Raw genomic sequence first — 20,927 nt, forward strand, 5'->3', positions numbered from 1 at the left:
AAGCGAGTAAACTCGCATTAAGTAACTGATAACTTACGGTATCCTGTTCCGGACTGACGGTATCGTTCCTCCGGAACAGTGGTATCCGTTCCTCCGGAACATGGGTACAATCTCACCGGAATAAACACTTTTCATCCATTATCTTTTACCGCCCCCTCGGTCAAGAATCTTCTCATTATAATTCATTTCACTTTATCCATTCAAAAAACTCACATAATCAAATTCATCAATCCAACGCTTTCCAGTAAATTTCCCTTGATAATCGCACAAATTAATTACATCACCATTTTTGCTTGTAGTGCCTGGAATATAATAAGCATAGGGGCATTCTTTCACTTCCTTGGCAGTGAAAATAACCTTATTTTTATAGGGCAATTTTGAGAATGCCCTTATATCATCCTCCGTACATCCATCTCTCTGTACCATCATGACAAATAAATTTTTCTTATCTATTCGTGCACACCTTTCTCTCCATTTTAATATTGCTTCCTCAAAAGTATCATAGTGTACAAAGTAAACATATATATCCACTAATTTTCCTACTGGGTATGAAACTCCATCTATATGACACTCTATAAAATTCTGTGCCAAATAAAAATCTAAATTTGAAAGAAATTTTAAATAGTCTCCCGGTTTCATACACAAGTTTACTGTCGGTGAGTTGAATCTAATACCAAGCTCGTGACTTATTACCCCCCCCCCCACACAGTTTGAAGCAATAATTGATGCTGTTCTGTTATTTAATTTTTTTCTCATACTCCAATTAGTTGGTAAACGCAATATCTCTCTGTATATCTTTTTTATATTCATACCCGATGACCTCGAACTTTATGTGTGTAATATAACAATCAACGATCTTGCTATTTTTTATCTATATAAACTGTGCAATATTTTACTTGCCCCCCCCCGCATTATTTTCGTCTTATATAAAATTGTCTTTATCAGATTTTTTGTGCATCTCTTAGGGTAACTAATCCATATGCATCTTTTAAATTTTTTTCCGCTACTTATTGCCTTTAGCAATTTATTACGCTGCTTCGGTTTTACTGATGGGCGACGTAGCTGGTGGTTCCATTTTATAGCTCGCTCCAAGTCAACATCCAAAAGATGCAAATCTGTTTGCTCTAAAAGTGCTTTTCCTTTCTCGTTTTGACAAAGTATCAATGAAACTCCTTTACTTTGAATATCCTCCGCCAGTTCACTTCCCCAAGAATCACCTAATGTAATATCACTAACACGTTCTGGTTTGGCGTATTTACATTCATAACAATTTTCAGTATATGATGCTGAATCCAAAAATGTCATTAGATAGTTATCTACAACCGTCGGCACTGTAAAACGTTTTTGATCACTTTCCAAGTAAAACTTGGACTTTACACGGTATTTTATATTTCGGGCATTATCAAGCTTTAACTGATAATCATTTAAAAAACGTTCAAGTATCTTTGGCGAAGGTGTACCATGACAAATTAAATCTATCGTATATAAATTTTCTCTATTACCCACAAAATTCTTTACAGCAGCCACTTGGCAAGGCAATCCTACAAACAATACCTTTTCGCCTTTTTTTAGTTTATCCAGTATTTTCCTATAAATACCTGTAGGATTACTTTTCACATATTTTGAACCGGTAAATTTTTCCACTTCCTTTTTAGTCTGTGCAAAAGAAAAACAGAAATCCCCATTCTCCAAAGAACAACTACAGACAGTCCCACCGTAATTTACAAAAGCTAATTCTATTGCAGTTGCCACCCCTCCGGATGAGGCTTTTTCCCTGATTTCCTGTTCATTAGCCCACCCCTCTTTCCAATCTATAGGTTTTAGTTGAACTGGCGGTTTATTTTCCTGACATATTTTTTGACAAGCGTCACAGTTAATGCACTTATTTTCATCTATGATAGCATTGTATGCTACTATGGAATCTACTACCTGAATAGCTTTCTTCGAACATATATCAACACATGCCATACAGCCTGCACATTGGTCTTTTTTACATACAGTTTTCATAACTTGATCACTTCCTTTTAACATCAATAATCTTCTTCAACATCGGTAGCCACGGTTTACCTAAGAAACAAACAGCCACTCCTAAAAGAAGAACTTGAATTACAAATCCAATATCGTTATTTAAATAAATGACAGCTGAAGACAAAATCAAAATAATGCTTCCAGAGATAAACTCAATATTTCCTATTTTGTATTTAATATATTTTCTTGTATGAATTAATCTGAATATAAACACTAAGAAAAAGCTTATACAAGTTGCTATAGCTGCACCATATACATCAATTAAAGGAATTAGCGCAAAGTTTAACACAATATTAAAAACCGCGCCAAACATCCCAGAAAATAAATACCCAAAACTATCTTTATGAACAGTATAGCTAGTTGCCATAAATGATCCCAATGTCAGATAAACATACCCAATTATAAGGAATGGGGTATATTTCCACGCAGAAAAGAACTCCTCGGAAACATATATACTTAAAAATGGTTTCACAAACGTTAATATACCAATTCCAATCAGCATAACAATTCCTATAAGCATTTTAAAAATACGATTATTATATAGTTCTTCATCGCATGCTCCATCTTCCCTAATGGCAGAATAACTCCATGCCTGATTAAAAATTGATGTTAATGTGGAAACAAGTGTCGGTATTTTATACGAAACTGCATATATACCATTGGCTGCAATCCCCACCATGCTTGAAACCATAATGCGGTCAGAGGAATTCATAATCCACCACATAAACGAATTTGGTATCAATACTATTGAATATTTCGACATACTAACGAGGAGTTTCTTATTGATTCTCTGTAGCGTAAAACTCTTATATCCCTTTCCTACAATCAGTGCATACAATGAAATAATCAGATTGGCAATTATGAATGCCAGTAAGTATCCTTTTATCTCCATCTTGAAAATAAGTAGGAACATAATATTGAACACCGCTATAAGCAAAGTATGCAGCACATTTCCTATCGAGTAATAGAGTAGTAACTCTTTACCTCTCAAATCGCATAAATAAAGCTGACTTGCAGCTAATGAAATCACATAAAAATATGTCAATCCAGCATATGATGAAATCTGATTAAATAAGGTACATATGGGAATGATGAGTAAGCCAAACAAACATGCACACAAGAAGATATATGTCCCAATTTGTGTTATTTGTTTTTGATCTGCATCTTTATCTAACGCAAAACGCATAACAGATTCACAAATATTAATCGTAAGAATCGGTATTGCAACAGTACTGACTGTTGCAACCAAATCAATCGTTCCATACTGAGTTGTACTCAGCGTATTAGTATATAAAGGAATCAAGAAAAATGTTATCAATTTTGATCCTAAATTTCCTAATGTAAATAATAACGTATTTTTTATTAAGTATTTATTCCGGTTGTTTCCCATTCGTCTTCACTTCCGCTCATACATGCATTAGAGATTCTCTTCCAAATATTGGAATGTATTTTTCCTTGCATTTTCAAGTACCTTATCAATTCTATCCCTGTCAAGTTCGACACTCAGTATATTTTCAAGTTCATCAATGTCTGTAACAACATGTTCTTCAATTCCTAATCTATCGATTAAATCTTCCAGCTTATTTCTATTACTGTCTTTAATAATCACTGCCATTTTTTTACCAAACTTAGCACCAAATATAGTTCCATGAAACGTATCAGTAATGATACATTCCGCATTCATGAATGCTTTTAACAATTCAAATGGAGCAAGCATTTTTTGTGCTTTTATCCATTTCTGCCTTCCAAAAGGCGCAATCGGTACAAGATTATATTTTTTACAGTAATTTCTAATTGCACTTATTGTTTCTTTATCTGAAATTCGTTCCTGATAGGAATAAACAATACAATAACGTTTAGGCAATTTACCATTCACATTGCTACTTTGAATCTCTGCTGAAAAGTCTCCAACCGCAACTGGATCCAAATTATAAACGGATTCTCTTCCAATCAAGGTCCTCACAAACTTTTCAGTGTTTTCATCACGTACAGATATTGCATCTAGATTTGACATTGCCGTAATAATAGCTTGCCTCAATTCCTCTGATAAATCTTCTTCTTTTGTAGAACCACAGCATGCTGCATATGTAATTACTCTTTTAGCATTTTTAACATTTCCAAACAACTGTGAATCAAACCCCCATTTTGAAGATTGTAAACAATTAAATACTTCATCACTACCGATAGTACAAACATCATAGATGGAATTATTTGTATTTCTCTTTATATGCAATTCATTTAATCTGAATTTATCATATATTCGTTCTGCCTCTATATTAGAAAGTTTATTTATTACCCTTAACATTTGGCAAGCCACCCAGCTTTTATCTTTATCTGCACTATAAGAAGACAATTTTTTGCACTGAGCATTTAAATTTTCATCTTCACCTCTTTTAATATCAATAAACTCAACTTGATGTCCAAGAGTCTCAATCATTTTTTTTAACGAATATGCCTGTAGCACGGAACCATAGTTGTCAACTTTCTGCATAGACAAAATACCTATTTTCATATTCTTCCTCCATATATCTCCCATTTATTAAATTTTTATTTTAATTCTTCTAAATTTAAAACCATCATTATTTGAATTCCATCTGATTATGCACAATCCTAACAAGAAAAACCAATTTAATGACACCTCAAAAATAGCTGCTATTATCATTCCATAAATCACAAGAGACAAATAGAATGTTCTGCTTCCTTTTTCGCTATGTTTAAAACAATAATAAACTGTAAATACCAACACAACAACGCCTAAAAAGCCAAAACTAACAAACATTTCTAACAGGCCATTCTGTACATTAGCATATACACCAGTAAGATTCATCATAATGGAATTACTATATCCATATCCAACCCAAAAACTTCCCATAATAACTTTTGCTAAATAGCTTCCATAAATTTCTAAGCGTCCCGTTACAGTATAGGATTTACCAAAATACTCTGTTATAAGTCTATTTATGAAATCATTTTTTAAAATTGCCTCAATCCAAATAACCACCAATGCAGACAATATTAAGGCAATTACAACATACCTTTCTTTTATTGCTTGCTGCTTAATTTTTTCTGGCATCCAATAAATGGCAAACAAAACTACAAGCGTAACTGTTGCTGTTGCGCATCCTATATAAAAAGAAAATAAAATTGAAAAAACGAATATCATTAATAAAGTTATTTCATTTCTCTTATTATTCATATCGTGAGAAGCTCCATATAATGCGATTAAGAGGATAAACAAATATGCAGATGTAAATTTATTTCCAAAGAGGTATGCAACATTATTACTGTTATTTTCTACCCCCACCATCGCAACCGAAATTACTGTTAATATACAGTAAATTAAATTCATACTATACATACAGTCAATTAATCTATCCGAATAATCCTTTCGTTTACAAAGAGCAGAAAAAGTGTACAAGTCATAAAAAGTTAGTGCATATAATAATGAATCTAAAATATCTCTAAAACCATAATTTCCTTGAATGCCTGCTACTACCCCCGACAATATTACGCATGAGCAAAACATTAAAGAACAATTGAGTAGCATTTTTTTATTACTATTAAATAACAGAAATAAGAATGTTCCCGCTAATATCAATATTTTCAATGTTTGTCTTAGGGCATCCGGCAAAAAATATGGCTTGAAAACTGCAAAAAACAACGCATATGAAATTATGCTATAAATGCTTATTTTATATCTACTCATATTACATCCTTTACTTTATGTTATTTGCCACAAAGTATAATCTCAAACTCACAGCAAATAATACTGCTTTTGCCTTATCTTTATAGAAACAAGTCTTCTTTAGAGGATAAAATCTATCAATATATTTTCTTTTATCTTTTTGATATAATTTTCCTTCACTCATCGCTTTCATATAAAGCATTGCAATATGATTATCCATTAGTCTATATAACTGCTCATCTTCAATCGAATTCAATACCTCATCCAATTCTTTACAACTATTAATAAGATCAATTCCATTTTGCGATTTGTCCACTTTTCTCGTTATAGAATTTTTCCTTCTTACATAATGATAATAAGCATATTCAGATGTATAGATCGTATGTGCTTTTAAAACAACTTGAGGTGTCCAAAGTTCATCTTCGTGATATATACCCACTTTGAAAAACAATTTATTTATAATTAGAAACTCCCGTTTATAAATACCAAAACAAGCGGCCGCATATAAGTTTCTTTGCCCTAACTCACTCTTTGCAAATCCAAAACCGCTATACAAGTAATTATGAACACTTTTATATCCAAATTTCTTTTCAGCTTTATTTTCATTTTCTTCATAGAATCCAAAATAGATTATGTCAGGGAAATTCTGGTCGAAAATCATATTTTGAATCATTTGTAACGAATCATCATCAATATAATCATCCGAATCTAAAAACAGAACATAACTTCCCTTGGCTTCATTCAAACCAATATTTCTAGTATCCGATAAACCTGAGTTTTTTTTCTTTTCGATAACTTTTACTTTGCTTAGATGTTGATATTGTTTTGCAATTTTTAATGATGTATCTGATGAGAAATCATCTATCAAAATCAACTCATAGTCATTCATCTCTTGATTTAATACACTTTCTATACACCTTTTCAGATAACTTTCAACATTATATATTGGCACTATGATCGATAATAGCATTTACATTTTTCCTTCCTTGTCAGATTGTAACCCATACTCCTACCTAAAATTATGCAAAATATATTTACGTATAAATTGCTTTAATGGGATTAATCTATATTTCAATTCCCTAACCATTTTATTTTCAGCTTTCCAACTTGATGCATAATGATGAATCGAATACGTATTGGAAGTAGATCTTATTTTTCTAGTTCCCATAACTATTGGACAAAAATACTCTGGGGGGAATATAGTTACATCACAAACTTTTTGAACAGCTGAATTAACACATAAACCATATTTTTTCAGTAAATCCGTAGTAATTGTCACACATGTAGTTAGCTTAATAGAACCATCTTCATTTATCGCATCTTTTTTTTCATAAGCCTCTTTATTTTCTAAAACAAATGCATGACCTTTAACGGCTCCGAACCCTAAGCCTGTTGCCACACGTCCTGGCTGTTCCATCCCCATATATGCCTGATATTGTAATAGGCTATCTAATGACTTAATAAGTTCAACATCAGTATCGAGATATATCCCACCATATTCATAAATTACATCTAATCTTACATAATCAGTTAAAAACGCCCACTTTTTACTTTGATAAGCAGCGTTGACATATTCATTTTTTTTAAGATTATAGTTACTCTCATTCCATTGAATTATTTTATAGTCTGGACAATACTTTTTCCAGCTCTCAATACATTTAACTGCTTCTGGAGGTAAATGCTTTTCACCAAACCAACAATAATGGATAATTTTAGGAATCATAGTTTTCTCTCCGCATTGTTTCATTTTCTTATTAATTCTGTCACCAGTTTTTCCAAACTATCATTAAACACTTTATTGTTACTCTTCATTCCAGATGGCATTTGAGCAACAATCTCGTCATAGTTAATAATAACATCTTTTAAATCATTTGTTTGCACTACAGGTATAATGGTTCCCATTCTATCTGCAACAGCTTTTGCAAAGTCTAACTGATGATCATTTACATGCTCATTAAACTGCTTCTGTCTTGGTACTACAATAGGTGTTTTTCCAATCTGAAGTGTCATAATAAAGCTAGCCGGTCCTCCATGCGTGATTACAATTCTCGCTTCAGCAATGTTTTTTACCATTTCCCTATATGGAATCAGTCTACTCCATTTACAGTATTTCGGTTCATATGTACTAAATCCTGTCTGCATAATTACTTCTTCTGAAATAATGCCGTCTCTTTTCAAATTATCAATATACTCAATCAAGCGATTAAAAGGTTGCTCATGAGTACCTACTGTAACAAATATCATCTTCTTATCCCTCTCGCTTAAAAGATACTTCCTAAATTTACAGCTTTAGGATATACTTTTTTCTGCTCATCCCACTGAACAATAAACTTATCGACTATCGGATAAACTATCTTTCCGGTCATTGTAGATTTATCTATACGGTCGAATACCTCAATGTAGATCAACTTTGCACCAAACAGTTTACCCAAATAGAAAAATGGAACCGCTACAGCAGCACCTGATGAAATAATAACATCTGGTTTTTCTTTTTTTAGAACTTTCAATGCAACAAAGGTATTACGAATAAGATTCTTAATGTTTCTATTTGTCGGAAAATAGCACGGATACATTTTTTCCCCCTCAAGCAAACTACGAGCATCCTCTTTATCGAAAGTAACCCAGAATCTTTCTTTGTTTTCCCAGAACGGTTTTAACATATACAAATGAGTCAAATGTCCACCACTTGATCCAACTAAACAAACTTTCATAATACCCTACCTCTTTCATCTCAACATATATCTCAAAAAAAGTCTACATAAACAACCTTTTAATACTTCGAATACTAATAACTTTCAAATCCAGTCATCTACTTCAAAAAGCCTATAGCAGTTCTCCCACCATAGGCTCAAATTAATCTGCTGTCTTTCTATTCACACCACACCACATATCCTTTAACCCCTAGCTTTATTTCTTTAAACCCTATCCAAAACCATCCTCAAAATCGATTTTAAAACTTTTTCTTCTCTCAACCACGACAAACAGCGTGTAGATTCTCTCTATCCGCTGCGGCATGCTTACCCTCCTTATGTCGGTCAAAAGTCCCGTATTTACGGGCTTTTCGTTCATTTTTCAGGTAAGGAAATATGAACTTGGAGAGGATCCTTTCACCCCTGAATATCTCCTTGTTCCTATTATGCCACATCCAAATAATTCTTCTTTGAGATACCTTTCTCATTCTACCAATCCATCAATTTAACTTCGTCATCCGCTAATGTACTCGGAGTCAAATCCTCACCATACACAATAAACGTGGTCTTCGGATTGCTTCCTTTGATACCTTTACCGTCATAACATTCATAGATATACTTCTAGATATTTACAGAATCACATATAACAAGAGCACTGTGTTTTACCATTATCTGCTCAGAAATCTTCCAATACTTTCTACTGGTTCCGAATTTGGCTCTCATCCATTCATGTCCATCAGGATTTAAGTACACCTTCTCCCCAGGCTATGTATCTTCTTATAAAAATGCCCCATGAACGGTCCGAAATGGCAAGCCAGTATATATACGATTGGATTTTTAATCCTATTCTTTTCAACGTATTCGCAACAATATTTTATTACCGCCAAATCGTAGTAGATTGCCACTGCCGATCCAATGTTTGGAATCTTAATTTTGAAACAGTGTGCATTCTAAAATTCAAACTCTGCGTCGCTTATTCGCTCTACTCTGGATAGTTTACTTTCATCCATGCAGCCATCACCGTTTGCTTTAAAAGCTACCTGATATTTGATTTTCTCATTATTCTGATGATATTCCGCCGGCTTATAAATAAACGTCTCATCCCCACCGTAAGCTCCAAGTGACTTGGAACCAACTATAAACACGTGCTACATTTCCTTTTTCCCCTTAATTCTTTTATAAACTCAGATCTGTTTATATTTATTTATGTTCTTATATATTAATCACTCTCACTAATATCAATCTCAGGTCTTTCCAATAAGTTCAGTGGCAATTATTCTATAGGTTTCTGCTTCTACACAGCCAACCAGTTTTATTTCCACGGCCGTATCTCCACACCTGATTCATCTATCTCCACAACCCTTAAATCCCCAACTAAACTATATCCGGTAGACATCCCTACTTTTTGCAATACTATTCTCTCCGCATGTCATCCAAAGCATTAATCTTCTCCATAATAAAGTAATTTGGATACAAGCTTTCATATAAAGCAATCAGTAATTTTCAATATGTAATCTTCTGCAATCCTCTAAAACCCTTGATTTATAAGGCTTTTCAGACTTATTTTCCATTGCTTTTTATGTATTTTCACCAGTGCCAATGTATGCTTCACACTTCGATAGCACTATTCTCCACCTATGTATCTAAAATACCGATTTTTCAAAAAATTACGGTCCCCGGACATCCTCTTTGTATCCAGATTCCATCATTATAACTACCGAAAACTACCGGTTCTCCCCGATTTTCCTGTTAAATGGATATTGTTCTATGTCTAATTTCATGTTAATAACGTTATCACTATCCACTCCCCATCTATCCAAAATGCAGATTTTCAGCCCTTTTTCTGGCTATGAGAAACTCATTTACTATGATTTTTACCGTCATTTTAAGCTACCGATTTTACAGGACAGACATTATCATAGACGCCTTCGATTCTCTTAAAAACGCCAGATGAAGATAGTATTCATGCTCCCCATCTTTACTCTCTCACTTGCAGTGTAACTAATCGGAATTATTGACTTGTTGACCACGAGCGTATTCGGGTTGTATTCTATGACTATCTTAATCATAACCTCCACAGCGGATGAATCGAAGAAGTTCTTTTGGCTTTCATAGTTAGTCAGTGCTGCAATAGCAACATGTTCTGAACATTTATGAACTTCCGTATGACCCTGAAATGCCGATTGTCTGCATAGATAAGAAAGCTTACCAATTACTATAAGGGCCATAGAACCACTTTCCTTACGTACTGGTAATCGCCTGAAAATAGTTTTCGAATATAACCGAAATGGCACGTATAATATTTTTACTTTTATAGCTTCTTTGGGTTACAGGCGCCATGTAACGGTACAGGAACACCGGACCGAATTTGACTGGGCGGAAGGAATCAAATATCTTGTTGTTATATATCCCATTGCAAAAAAGATTACACTCATGACAGGCAACCTGAATATGCATAAGATAGCTTCCGTATATAAACGATATCCGGATTCTGAAGCGCGCAGACTCCTAAAACAATTTGATACAGACTACACACCAAAATATGGCAGTTGGCTTGATATGGCGGAAATAGACCTGAATGTAATGACCGCTAATGTCTATCAAGATGTATAGAAAATATGGAATTGCTTCGCAGAGAACCATCCTTATGGGAGGAGAAACGCAATGAAAACAGTTCAAAAATCACATGGCGTTTTCAAACAGGAGATATTCGTGAAAAACTGAAATCTCTATACTAGTAACTGCAAAGTCGGCAGTTATACTAGATATCAGCGGTACTATGCACTAGAAATCTAATATTAAAAATTTTATCAAAAACACAACCCTAGATTTAATATTTCAACTAACTCTCACAACCAAATTTCTTATCTCAGACCTATTTCCATCCGTATCAACCGTATATAATGTCACAGGATACTCTCCCACTTCATTCAATTTAACCTGTCCTTCCAACTTCAAATTATTATAAAGCGTATTATAATCATCCTTGTCATCGCTCATCGTCTCTATCACTTCATTCCAGTTTGGTGCCACTCCTTTTTTTGTTTCTATCACATCTGCATTCAACGCCAATACCGGATTAGGGCCTTCTGATTCTCCCTCATTATTTCCTTCTTCCTGATTTCCTTCCCGCCCTTCTTCCTCTCCAGAACTCCTTTCATCGTTACCTTCCGTCTCTGTTTCTGTGGCTCCTTCTGTTCCGGGCATATCCCCAGTCTCAAAAGTTTCTTCTTCAACAGGTAAAATGTCTCCTCCATCATCACTACCAACTACCATAAAAGATCTTGAAGCCTTCCCCACATTATTAGCCCCATCCCGTGCCACATAGGTCACTATCACTTCTTTCCCATTTGTCCCTGCCACCTTCTCCACCAGAAGACTGTCACTCACATCTCCATCCTTCTCATCTACCGCTGTCACTCCTTTGAGCAGCAGTGCTTCATCCATCACCTCCGCATATTCTATCTGCTTCTCTTCATCAAAGAATATTTCCGGTCCTTTCCTGTCTTTCCCCATATACAGAACCAGACATACCACCAGCAGTACCACATCTATCGCACCAACCACAGCTACTATCTTTTTTGCTTCCATCTCCCGTCTCCTTTACCTACTTCCCTGCCTCTGTCACTTCTGTATCTTCTTCCAATTCTTCAACCTCCAGCTGCACCATGTCCACATCCAGCTGTATCATGTCATCCTCTTCATACAGGCTCTCAGCTTCCTTTTCCACTTCTCCGGCCATCAGTTTTACATTCCCGTCTGCCTTTGCTGCCGCCTTACCTTCATGCACTTTTGAACCAGAACCGCTTTCCTCTTGCTTCGTTCCTGTCTTCGCTGGTTTTAACCCCTTCTGCACCACCGCAGAATGCAGTCCGCCTTCCTCTTTTCCACCATAATATTTCCCATAATATTTCCCGTAATACTTTCCATAATAAGCGCCATAATACCCCTTGCCGCTCATATTCACCTTATTCAGTATCACTCCCAGGATCCGGCAGTCCACCTTCTCCAGCTGTTCCTTCACCTTTTGCGCAAACTTATAGCTGATGGCCCCACTCTCAATTACAACTACCGTTCCGTCACAGAACTGCGCAGCAACCGCACCATCGATGACACTTCCCAACGGTGGTGTATCCACAATTACATAATCATACTCATTCTTTAAATATTCCAGTAGCAGTCGAAATGCATCATTTCCCAACAGTTCACTGGGATTCGGCGGCACCGGCCCGGAGAAAATAACATAGAAATTCTCAATATTTGTCTTACACGTAACATCCGCAATCGAAGCCTGCCCACTCAGATAATGAGACAGCCCATACCTGGAAGCATTCGTCTTATATCTCCCTTTCAACACCGACTTTCTCAAGTCAGCATCCACAAGAACAACTCTCTTCCCGCCTTCCGCAACCGACAACGCCAGCTGAAAAGACACACTCGTCTTCCCTTCATTCGGTGTACAGCTGGTTACAGAAATCACCTTCCTGTCCCTCCCGGAAAACTCCAGGTTCGTCCTTAACGTCTTATAACTTTCCTTCGTCCTAAAATCCAGTTTCTCTATCGCATTAAAATTTACCGTCTGCATCCTCTCTCCGCCTTCTCCTTTTCTTTCAGTTTTTAAGCACCTATATGATAACAGCAGAAAAGTTTCCCTCACGCTCCGCTTTTCTGCCTGTCCTTTTCTAACTTCTTTTCACTTTCTTCTTTTTCTTCTTCCCGTCAGCTTCCCCTTCATTCAAAGGAATTACCGCTAACGTAGAAAGCTGCAGATACTTCTCCACATCCTCCGGTGTTTTTATCGTGTCATCCATCAGATAACGAACTAGCACAATAGCAATTATCAGAAATACTCCCAGCACACCGCCAATAAAAGTATTCTTCAAAACGCTGGGGCTGGCCTTCTTCATCGGCATATTGGCAGTCTCCGCCACATTTACCGCCTGGATATCCATCACGTTCATAATATGTACAGATGCCGCCTCTCTCACCGCATTGGCCATCTGCATCGCCATCACCGGGTCTTTATCCTTCACCGTAATCGCCAGAATACGCGTATCCGTAGGCGTCGTAACCGAAACCTTCCCTTTCATCTGCTCATACGTCAGATCCAGCCCCATCCCCTGCACTACTTCCTCTAAAACGAACCGGCTCTGAATCAATTCCGCATAGTCCTTCGTCAGCTGCGTCCCCAGCTGAATATCCGAATAGGTCACCGCACTGTTCTCCTGCTTATTCAGGATATAAATTTTCGTAGTAGACTCATAAGAAGGCGTTACCAACAGCTGTGTAAACAGAAAAGCCACCAGCGCCACCATAATTCCCACAGAAACAATCAAAGCCAGGTTATGTATCAGCACCAGACAGATTTCCCACAAATCAATCTCAATTTCATCTGTCTGCCGTATCGTATTTTCTTCCATTCCCATTTTCTCCCGCACATTTCTCTTTTGTTCTCAGTTCCAAATATCATTAACTAAAAATATGAATACTCCCTACAAAACCCGATCCTCCAGAATAGCCTCCGCATTCTCCCGCATCAGCTTCCTGGTCATGGTTTCTCCATATTTCTTTTCCAAATACCCGGCGCACTTCCTCAGTCTCGGCGCCCGGCTCCCATCGCTATGTGCATCAGACCCCACAAAGTCCACTAGCCCAGCTTTCAGCAGCTTCTTCACCACATTCTTCGCCGCAAAACCCTGGTCGCCGACAACACTTGAGGCATTCACCTGAAAATAACATCCGGCATCTTCCTTCAGCCGCTCCGCCTTTTCCATATCCTTAATCACATTCACATACCGTTCCACATGGGCCACCACCGGCCAGTATCCAAAGGAAGCCACTCTGCCTATCGCATCTCTTATGTACGCATAATCCTCCCCCGGCAAAAACTCTATCAGCACATAATGGGAATCCGCCAGTGTCCGGATCTTCCCCTGTTCCAGCAGCTCTGCCAGGCCATGGCGGTAAAAAATTTCATTTCCCGGAAATAATTTGACAGGAATTTTAAGCTCGTCCGCTTTTTTCTGCAGGATTTCTGTCCGTTTCACAATTCCCTCGGGTGTTACACACCTTCTGTCCGCCTTCTGGTGGGGGGTTGCTATTATGGTCGAAATCCCCTCGGAGGCCGCTATTTCCAGCATTTTCACCGACTGTTCAATTGATTGGGAGCCGTCATCTACGCACGGAATAACGTGCGAGTGTATATCAATAAATCCATCCATATACGTTACTTATTTTGTAATTTGCTTTTTCCCTTTCGTATTTTTTCTTCTTGATTCAGGAAATTTACTAAGCTACGTTTAAAACTATTATATTATATACGTTTTAAACATGTGTTGTCAAATCCAATTTCATCAAATAATGCCATTATGGGTACTTTTTTTTACATTTTAGGCACCAATTTTACTTTTATTTCTGTATAATAGGAAATGGATATTTTTTACTGTTCCGAAAAAAGGATGATTTGTAAGAAATAGCTGAAATTGGCCGAAAATAGCCGGATGGCGGAGTATCCGGCTGTTTGGGCAGCGATCGTCTAAAAGGTACCCCGTAACTATTTAACCTGTTATGAATTGTTCGAAAGGAGAACTGCAATGTCTAAGACCTATAATAGACTTGCTGCAGGGGAACGGCTACGTTTAAAACGTACCTTACTGGGGATGACTCAAGAAGAAATGGCAGAAAGAATTGACAGAGTACCAAAATATTATGCTGATATAGAGCGAGGCAGCTGCGGCATGTCGGTGGAAACGTTAATGGCATTGTCTCATACGCTCAATATGCCCATGGATTATATCATTTTAGGCAGGGAATACGGTGAAAACTCGGAGAAAAAGCACGAAGACGAGATAGTCGCCGTTTTGGATATCCTGGATAAATGTCCTCAAAAGCAAAGAGCTTCCATTCTCAAAATCATTAAAATTTTCATTAGCAGCTGCCGGAAATAGAAGCAGCTAAAATCTTCTGAAATTATTCTGTTTATTTCTACTACTCTTTTGTAGTTACCCATTTCATCCGGTAAGTCATCATCGTAAGGGAGTCAAAAAGAGGCAGAGCACCCCCATCTGCATCTGCCCATCATCCTATCTGATTTTTTTCAAACATATCTTAAAAAATACATCTAAAAAAACGGTGCCGGGATACTGTCCCAACACCGTTTGTCTTACTGCATACTTTACAGTACACATTGTTATGATTCCGATTTTATACAACTATTTTATCAGCATAGCATCGCCAAATGAAAAAAAACGATACTTTTCCTTCACCGCCTCTTCATACGCCGCCAGCACATGCTCCCGGCCGGCCAGCGCCGACACCAGCATTACCAGTGTGGATTCCGGCAGATGGAAATTCGTAATCAGCACATCCAGCACCTTGAACCGGTATCCCGGATAGATGAAAATCTCCGTATTATCACAGCATTCCTGCAGAAGGCCGTTTTCGTCGCAGGCGCTTTCCACAGTACGGCAGCTGGTGGTGCCCACGCATACCACTCTGTGTCCCGCCGCCTTGGCCCTGTTTATCTTATCCGCCGCTTCCCGGGTTACCTGATAGTATTCGGAATGCATATGATGCTCCTGCAGGTTTTCCACCTTTACAGGACGGAAGGTCCCCAGCCCTACATGAAGGGTCACATAGGCAATATCAATCCCCTTCTCCTCCAGCTCCTTCAAAAGCTCCTGTGTAAAATGAAGCCCTGCGGTGGGCGCAGCCGCCGATCCCTCGTACCTGGCATAAACGGTCTGGTAGCGGTTCTTGTCCTGGAGCTTGTGGGTGATGTAGGGAGGCAGGGGCATTTCCCCCAGCCTGTCCAGGACTTCTTCCCAGATCCCTTCATAGTGGAACTGTATGAGCCTGTTTCCTTCCTCCACCACTTCCAGCACTTCCGCATGAAGCAGGCCGTCCCCAAATACTAATTTAGTTCCCGGCCTGGCTTTTTTACCCGGCTTGACCAGCGTTTCCCAGATATCATTTTCCCTGCGTTTCAGGAGAAGGACCTCTATGGCTCCTCCGGTCTCCTCTCTCACACCCATAAGCCTGGCAGGTATTACCTTGGTGTTATTTAACACCAGGCAATCCCCCGGCTCAAGGAAGCTTCCGATTTCCTTAAATACATGGTGAGAGACTTCGCCGGTCTCCTTATCCAGGACCATGAGCCTGGAGGACGAACGGTCCTCCAGGGGATCCTGGGCAATGAGCTCCGGCGGAAGTTCATAGTAAAAATCTGATGTTTTCAATTCTTCCATATTACTCTTCTTCCCCGGTTATTCCGCATTCAACAGGCCTTTGGATGTTAAAAGCTGGCTTTTTCCAGGAATGCTACATAGCCTCTCATGGTCTCATATACATCGGCCTTGCTGGTGGCTTCCCAGGGCGCATGCATGTTGAGCACGGCAACGCCGCAGTCAATTACATTCATGCCGTATAAAGCCATGATGTAAGCGATGGTTCCGCCGCCGCCCACATCTACCTTGCCAAGCTCTGCGGTCTGGAATACCACGTCGGAGCTGTCCATAATGTCTCTGATATGCGCCACATATTCCGCATTGGCGTCGTTAGATCCGGATTTTCCTCTGGATCCGGTAAACTTATTGAATACCATGCCATTTCCAAGGAAAGCGGAATTCTTCTTTTCAAAACAGGAAGCATACGCGGGATCATAACCTGCGCTCACATCGGAGGAAAGCATGGCGGAATTGGTCAGGCATCTTCTCAGGTTCAGTTCGCTGTATTCGCCCATCAGCTCCATCAGCTCTGCGGTCATGTTTTCAAAGAAACGGGACTGCATGCCGGTTGCTCCCACGCTGCCGATTTCTTCCTTATCCACGAGGATGCAGCATGCGGTGCGGTCCGTAATGGTACCGCCTACCTCAAGCACTGCCCTTGCGGAGGTATAAGCGCAGACTCTGTCGTCCTGTCCGTAAGCGAGGATCATGCTTCTGTCAAGGCCGGCTTCTCTTGCTTTTCCAGCGGGAACGATTTCCAGCTCTGCGGAAAGGAAATCTTCCTCTTCAAAATCATAAGTATCCTTTAAAATCTTGAGCACGCCTGCAGTTACGGCGTCCTTGTCTTTATCCTTCACCGGAATATTTCCGATAATCAGATCCATGGCTTCCCCTTCGATTACCTTGGAAGCCTTCTTATCCATCTGCTCCCCTGCCAGGTGAATCAGCAGATCGGAGATGAAAAATACAGGATCGTCTTCATTGTCGCCTACATTCACCTCAACGGTGGTGCCGTCTTTTTTTACCACTACGCCGTGGAGGGCAAGCGGGATGGCAACCCACTGGTATTTCTTCACGCCGCCGTAGTAATGGGTATCCAGATAGGCAATGTTGCTGTCCTCATAAAGGGGATTCTGCTTTACGTCGATTCTGGGGGAATCAATATGTGCACCCAGGATGTTCATGCCGTCCTTTATGGGCTTTTTGCCGATCTGGTACATTACCAGACATTTGTTCATGTTTACGGCGTAGATTTTGTCGCCAGGCTTGATTTCCCTGCCGCTTTCCATAAGCGTATTCAGTTCAACGTAGCCCTCCTTCTCAATCAGGTTGACAAGGGTATCCACGCACTCTCTTTCAGTTTTCCCCGCATCCAGAAAGTCCATATATTCTCTGGCAAAAGCATCTGCTTCTTTCAGCTGCTCTTCGGAATAACTGGTCCATACATTTTTCGTTTCCATCAGGCCTTACCTCCGGTTTCTTTTAGTTTTGAACCGAGCACCGGCTTGAGAAGTTCTTTGGCTCTGGAAACCTCGTCACTGTGGATGCGGAAAATACAGGCGGATTTTTCCCTGGGCTTTTTGAAAAAGAATAAGCCTCCTACCCCCTTGTCTTCCCATTCCACAAAATAGGAAATGCTGTTTTTCAAAAGTATTCTTTCTACCTTTTCCTTGGTTTCCATATCATAGACCTTGCAGAAATCCACTTCATGATTTACTGGTCCGATATCCATAATTCTCACCTCCCGTTCGGTGCTCTCCGTATTATTGTACTACTGTCTCAGCTCAATGCCAAGCCCCTGAAGGCCATTGAGAATTTTTTTCATTGCCGCGCTCACATCGGCATCCTCAAGTGTCCTGTCCTTCGCGCGGAAGGTCAGTGTGTAGGCAACGGATTTGAAGCCTGCCTTGATCTGGCTGCCTTCATAAATATCAAACAGGGCATAGCTTTCCAGAATCTTTCCGCCGCGCTGTGCGATAACCGCTTCAATCTGTCCCACAAGAATTTCTCTGGGCACTACCATGCTGATATCGCGGGTAACCGCCGGGTATTTTGCAATTCCTTCATACTTCCTGTCAAAGGTTGCAAAAGGAATGATTTCAGGCATATCCAGAACCGCCACATAAGCCTTTGTCCCGATGTCGTAGTTGTCCAGTACCTCCGGATGTACTTCACCCAGATAGCCCAGAACCTTACCGCCGTAAATGATGTTGGCCTGACGTCCCGGGTGAAGGAAGTTTTTGCCGGCCTTAGGGTCGTATTCCTTCTTATCCTTCATGCCGATGCTTTCCAGGAATTCTTCAATGACGCCCTTCATGGTGTAGAAGTCTCCATCCCCGTAGAAGCCCAGCGTAAACTGCATTCTTTCTTCAGGCAGCGTGGTTACCGGCACGCTTTCCGGCAGGTATACATTGCCCAGCTCATAGAGCTTGACGTCCTTGTTTCTTCTATTATAATTGGTTGCCAGCGAGGTGAGGATGCCGTTGAAGGAAATGGTTCTCATGACGGAGAAATCCTCTCCCAGCGGGTTGGCAATTGTTACCGCTTTGCGCAGCACATCATCCTGATCCAGCAGCAGCTTGTCAAATACCTTGGGGCTTTCGAAGGAATAACACATTCCCTGGGAAAAACCGCAGTACTCGGCGATATCCCTTGCCTTTTCCTCAATGCGCAGCTTGAAGGAAAGCTTTCCTGTGGTGGCTTCCCCGCTGGGAAGTGTGGTGGGAATCTTGTCATAGCCGTGGAATCTCGCCACTTCCTCCGCCACATCGGCAAAGCCTTCGATATCCTGACGGAAAGTAGGGATAATCAGTTCCTTTTTTTCTGTATCATAGTCAAATTCCAGCTCTTTGAAGTAATCCAGCATTTCCGCTTCCGGAATCTGTGTCCCCAGCAGCGCGTTGATGCGCTCCGGCTCAAAGGCGATGCGTACTCTTTCCTTCAGAGGCGCGCATACATCCACGATGCCGCCGGCTACATCGCCGCAGCCCAGCTCCTGAATCAGCTGGCAGGCCCTGTTGATTGCTTCCACTGAGTTGTTAGGATCAAGTCCTTTTTCAAATTTACCGGAAGCATCGGTGCGCAGGCCGATTCTCTTGGCGGATTTACGGATATTGGTTCCGTTGAAGCACGCGGCTTCGAACAGTACGGTTTTCACATCGTCTGTTATTTTGGAATTCTCGCCGCCCATAATACCGGCGATGCCCACCTCTTTTTCAGCGTCACAGATCATCAGCACTTCGCTGTCCAGCTTTCTCATCTGGCCATCCAGTGTCTGGAACTCGTCCCCGTCCTTTGCACGGCGTACAATGATCTGGCCGCCGGCTATGGTGCTTAAGTCATAGGCATGCATGGGCTGGCCATATTCCTCCATGACATAGTTGGTGATATCAACCAGGTTGTTGATGGGACGGATACCGCTGGCAGCCAGCCTTCTTTGCATCCACTTGGGCGAAGGGGCGATTTTTATATTGGTACATACCCTTGCACAGTAGCGGGGGCACAGATCGGGATCCTTTACCTCTACTTTAATATAATCATTGACATTTTCCCCATTTTCATGCACCTCAACCACCGGAGGGACGAAGGGCTTATGGAAGGTCACGGCCGCTTCCCTGGCAATTCCCAGAATACTGAAGCAGTCAATTCTGTTGTTTGTGATTTCATATTCGAATACGGTGTCCCTCAGTCCCAGGGCATCGATTGCATCGGAACCCACTTCCACATCATCGCTGAAAATATAGATGCCGTTTTCAGGAGCCTCGGGATACATATCCCGGCTGGATCCCAGTTCTTCAATAGAGCACATCATACCGTTGGAGGGAACTCCTCTCAGCTTTCCTGCTTTAATGGAAATGCCTTCCTCGGGGAGCGGGCCGCCGTCGTGTCCGCCGGCCACCTTACCGCCGTCAAGAACCACCGGCACCTTGTCCCCTTCCTTCACATTGGGAGCGCCTGTAACGATCTGAATGGTCTCAGCTCCGATATTTACCTGGCAAACGATCAGCTTGTCCGCGTCAGGATGCTTTTCTATTTTTTTTATCTGGCCAACTACGATTTTTTCCAGATTCCTGTCAAGCCTTTCATAGCTTTCCACCTTGGTGCCGCTCATTGTCATCGCATCGCAGTATTCCTGGTCCGTGCATGACAGCTCCGGCACATATGCTTTAATCCATGATAACGTTGTATTCATATTGTATCCATGCCTTTCTTATTTCCTTCAGTCCGCATTCTGAGTATACACGGCTTTCCCATGAATGAAACAGCCGTAAAATTCCTCCTTTATAATAGGAAGAAACA

The 20,927-nt window shown here is 40.1% G+C and carries 19 protein-coding genes and 1 pseudogene; 2 read left to right on the forward strand and 18 right to left on the reverse strand.

Annotated elements, in window-relative coordinates:
• Positions 1 to 192: 192 nt before the first annotated feature.
• The 10 genes and pseudogenes from FYJ45_RS13220 to FYJ45_RS30665 form a co-directional block, all read right to left on the reverse strand.
• Positions 193 to 810, reverse strand: coding sequence for a DUF1919 domain-containing protein (locus tag FYJ45_RS13220; protein ID WP_154464966.1), 618 nt, complete (start codon positions 808 to 810; stop codon positions 193 to 195).
• Between the two features lie 57 nt (positions 811 to 867).
• Entirely contained in the window at positions 868 to 2,031 is a 1,164-nt protein-coding gene (locus FYJ45_RS13225) for a Coenzyme F420 hydrogenase/dehydrogenase, beta subunit C-terminal domain (RefSeq protein WP_235930791.1), read from the reverse strand.
• Positions 2,015 to 3,418, reverse strand: a complete 1,404-nt coding sequence (locus FYJ45_RS13230; protein WP_154464967.1) for an oligosaccharide flippase family protein — start codon at positions 3,416 to 3,418, stop codon at positions 2,015 to 2,017. Before FYJ45_RS13230 ends, FYJ45_RS13225 begins: the two co-directional genes overlap by 17 nt.
• Before the next feature lie 27 nt (positions 3,419 to 3,445).
• Complete coding sequence (locus tag FYJ45_RS13235) at positions 3,446 to 4,540, reverse strand: polysaccharide pyruvyl transferase family protein (RefSeq protein WP_195841808.1); 1,095 nt, start codon at positions 4,538 to 4,540, stop codon at positions 3,446 to 3,448.
• A gap of 27 nt (positions 4,541 to 4,567) precedes the next feature.
• Positions 4,568 to 5,734, reverse strand: coding sequence for an O-antigen ligase family protein (locus FYJ45_RS13240; RefSeq protein ID WP_154464969.1), 1,167 nt, complete (start codon positions 5,732 to 5,734; stop codon positions 4,568 to 4,570).
• 10 nt (positions 5,735 to 5,744) lie between these two features.
• On the reverse strand, positions 5,745 to 6,683 hold the full coding sequence (locus FYJ45_RS13245) for a glycosyltransferase (RefSeq protein WP_154464970.1): 939 nt from the start codon (positions 6,681 to 6,683) through the stop codon (positions 5,745 to 5,747).
• Between the two features lie 39 nt (positions 6,684 to 6,722).
• On the reverse strand, positions 6,723 to 7,436 hold the full coding sequence (locus FYJ45_RS13250; RefSeq protein WP_207708421.1) for a glycosyltransferase family 32 protein: 714 nt from the start codon (positions 7,434 to 7,436) through the stop codon (positions 6,723 to 6,725).
• Positions 7,437 to 7,456: 20 nt separating this feature from the next.
• Positions 7,457 to 7,957 (reverse strand): glycosyltransferase, encoded by a 501-nt coding sequence (locus FYJ45_RS13255; protein ID WP_154464972.1) that lies wholly within the window; start codon positions 7,955 to 7,957, stop codon positions 7,457 to 7,459.
• A 17-nt stretch (positions 7,958 to 7,974) separates the two neighbouring features.
• Entirely contained in the window at positions 7,975 to 8,424 is a 450-nt protein-coding gene (gene pssD, locus FYJ45_RS13260) for a PssD/Cps14F family polysaccharide biosynthesis glycosyltransferase (protein ID WP_154464973.1), read from the reverse strand.
• 600 nt (positions 8,425 to 9,024) lie between these two features.
• Positions 9,025 to 9,548: pseudogene (locus FYJ45_RS30665) on the reverse strand (DUF1972 domain-containing protein).
• 1,081 nt (positions 9,549 to 10,629) lie between these two features.
• Here FYJ45_RS30665 and FYJ45_RS33155 point away from each other — a divergent pair.
• Positions 10,630 to 11,016: a transposase gene (locus FYJ45_RS33155; RefSeq protein WP_408609497.1), complete on the forward strand. Its 387-nt coding sequence runs from the start codon at positions 10,630 to 10,632 to the stop codon at positions 11,014 to 11,016.
• A gap of 225 nt (positions 11,017 to 11,241) precedes the next feature.
• Here FYJ45_RS33155 and FYJ45_RS13275 read toward each other — a convergent pair whose 3' ends face one another.
• The 4 genes from FYJ45_RS13275 to FYJ45_RS13290 all read right to left on the reverse strand — a co-directional run bounded on the left by FYJ45_RS13275 (position 11,242) and on the right by FYJ45_RS13290 (position 14,624).
• On the reverse strand, positions 11,242 to 11,994 hold the full coding sequence (locus FYJ45_RS13275; RefSeq protein WP_154464974.1) for a hypothetical protein: 753 nt from the start codon (positions 11,992 to 11,994) through the stop codon (positions 11,242 to 11,244).
• A 16-nt stretch (positions 11,995 to 12,010) separates the two neighbouring features.
• A complete protein-coding gene (locus FYJ45_RS13280; RefSeq protein WP_154464975.1) occupies positions 12,011 to 12,988 on the reverse strand; it encodes a CpsD/CapB family tyrosine-protein kinase in 978 nt (325 codons plus the stop codon).
• Positions 12,989 to 13,085: 97 nt separating this feature from the next.
• The gene (locus FYJ45_RS13285) at positions 13,086 to 13,823 is read right to left on the reverse strand and encodes a YveK family protein (protein WP_154464976.1); all 738 of its coding nucleotides are present in this window, start codon (positions 13,821 to 13,823) and stop codon (positions 13,086 to 13,088) included.
• A 72-nt stretch (positions 13,824 to 13,895) separates the two neighbouring features.
• A complete protein-coding gene (locus FYJ45_RS13290; protein ID WP_154464977.1) occupies positions 13,896 to 14,624 on the reverse strand; it encodes a CpsB/CapC family capsule biosynthesis tyrosine phosphatase in 729 nt (242 codons plus the stop codon).
• 372 nt (positions 14,625 to 14,996) lie between these two features.
• Between FYJ45_RS13290 and FYJ45_RS13295 the strand changes: the two genes are divergently transcribed.
• Positions 14,997 to 15,350: a helix-turn-helix domain-containing protein gene (locus FYJ45_RS13295; RefSeq protein WP_154464978.1), complete on the forward strand. Its 354-nt coding sequence runs from the start codon at positions 14,997 to 14,999 to the stop codon at positions 15,348 to 15,350.
• Positions 15,351 to 15,614: 264 nt separating this feature from the next.
• Here FYJ45_RS13295 and queA read toward each other — a convergent pair whose 3' ends face one another.
• Genes queA through pheT form a run of 4 tightly spaced genes read right to left on the reverse strand, consistent with a single transcriptional unit; the run spans position 15,615 to position 20,820 of the window.
• Entirely contained in the window at positions 15,615 to 16,640 is a 1,026-nt protein-coding gene (gene queA / locus FYJ45_RS13300; RefSeq protein ID WP_154465052.1) for a tRNA preQ1(34) S-adenosylmethionine ribosyltransferase-isomerase QueA, read from the reverse strand.
• A gap of 56 nt (positions 16,641 to 16,696) precedes the next feature.
• Positions 16,697 to 18,088: an aminopeptidase gene (locus tag FYJ45_RS13305; protein WP_154464979.1), complete on the reverse strand. Its 1,392-nt coding sequence runs from the start codon at positions 18,086 to 18,088 to the stop codon at positions 16,697 to 16,699.
• Complete coding sequence (locus tag FYJ45_RS13310) at positions 18,088 to 18,360, reverse strand: hypothetical protein (protein WP_154464980.1); 273 nt, start codon at positions 18,358 to 18,360, stop codon at positions 18,088 to 18,090. Before FYJ45_RS13310 ends, FYJ45_RS13305 begins: the two co-directional genes overlap by 1 nt.
• A 39-nt stretch (positions 18,361 to 18,399) precedes the next feature.
• Positions 18,400 to 20,820 carry a phenylalanine--tRNA ligase subunit beta gene (gene pheT, locus FYJ45_RS13315; RefSeq protein WP_154464981.1) on the reverse strand — a complete coding sequence of 807 codons (2,421 nt, stop codon included), beginning with the start codon at positions 20,818 to 20,820 and terminating at the stop codon, positions 18,400 to 18,402.
• Between the last annotated feature and the right edge of the window lie 107 nt (positions 20,821 to 20,927).

The organism is Eisenbergiella porci (assembly GCF_009696275.1).
Taxonomy (GTDB): Bacteria; Bacillota; Clostridia; order Lachnospirales; family Lachnospiraceae; genus Eisenbergiella; species Eisenbergiella porci.

What these genes read in the sequence shown, in the direction of transcription:
- FYJ45_RS13275 (WP_154464974.1), bottom strand. Translation starts at nt 11,994, where the DNA reads ATGGAAGCAAAAAAGATAGTAGCTGTGGTTGGTGCGATAGATGTGGTA.
- FYJ45_RS13235 (WP_195841808.1), bottom strand. Translation starts at nt 4,540, where the DNA reads ATGAAAATAGGTATTTTGTCTATGCAGAAAGTTGACAACTATGGTTCC.
- FYJ45_RS13230 (WP_154464967.1), bottom strand. Translation starts at nt 3,418, where the DNA reads ATGGGAAACAACCGGAATAAATACTTAATAAAAAATACGTTATTATTT.
- FYJ45_RS13250 (WP_207708421.1), bottom strand. Translation starts at nt 7,436, where the DNA reads ATGATTCCTAAAATTATCCATTATTGTTGGTTTGGTGAAAAGCATTTA.
- FYJ45_RS13290 (WP_154464977.1), bottom strand. Translation starts at nt 14,624, where the DNA reads ATGGATGGATTTATTGATATACACTCGCACGTTATTCCGTGCGTAGAT.
- pheT (WP_154464981.1), bottom strand. Translation starts at nt 20,820, where the DNA reads ATGAATACAACGTTATCATGGATTAAAGCATATGTGCCGGAGCTGTCA.
- FYJ45_RS13295 (WP_154464978.1), top strand. Translation starts at nt 14,997, where the DNA reads ATGTCTAAGACCTATAATAGACTTGCTGCAGGGGAACGGCTACGTTTA.
- FYJ45_RS13280 (WP_154464975.1), bottom strand. Translation starts at nt 12,988, where the DNA reads ATGCAGACGGTAAATTTTAATGCGATAGAGAAACTGGATTTTAGGACG.
- FYJ45_RS13240 (WP_154464969.1), bottom strand. Translation starts at nt 5,734, where the DNA reads ATGAGTAGATATAAAATAAGCATTTATAGCATAATTTCATATGCGTTG.
- FYJ45_RS13285 (WP_154464976.1), bottom strand. Translation starts at nt 13,823, where the DNA reads ATGGAAGAAAATACGATACGGCAGACAGATGAAATTGAGATTGATTTG.
- FYJ45_RS13255 (WP_154464972.1), bottom strand. Translation starts at nt 7,957, where the DNA reads ATGATATTTGTTACAGTAGGTACTCATGAGCAACCTTTTAATCGCTTG.
- FYJ45_RS13305 (WP_154464979.1), bottom strand. Translation starts at nt 18,088, where the DNA reads ATGGAAACGAAAAATGTATGGACCAGTTATTCCGAAGAGCAGCTGAAA.
- pssD (WP_154464973.1), bottom strand. Translation starts at nt 8,424, where the DNA reads ATGAAAGTTTGTTTAGTTGGATCAAGTGGTGGACATTTGACTCATTTG.
- FYJ45_RS13225 (WP_235930791.1), bottom strand. Translation starts at nt 2,031, where the DNA reads ATGTTAAAAGGAAGTGATCAAGTTATGAAAACTGTATGTAAAAAAGAC.
- FYJ45_RS13310 (WP_154464980.1), bottom strand. Translation starts at nt 18,360, where the DNA reads ATGGATATCGGACCAGTAAATCATGAAGTGGATTTCTGCAAGGTCTAT.
- FYJ45_RS13220 (WP_154464966.1), bottom strand. Translation starts at nt 810, where the DNA reads ATGAATATAAAAAAGATATACAGAGAGATATTGCGTTTACCAACTAAT.
- FYJ45_RS13245 (WP_154464970.1), bottom strand. Translation starts at nt 6,683, where the DNA reads ATGCTATTATCGATCATAGTGCCAATATATAATGTTGAAAGTTATCTG.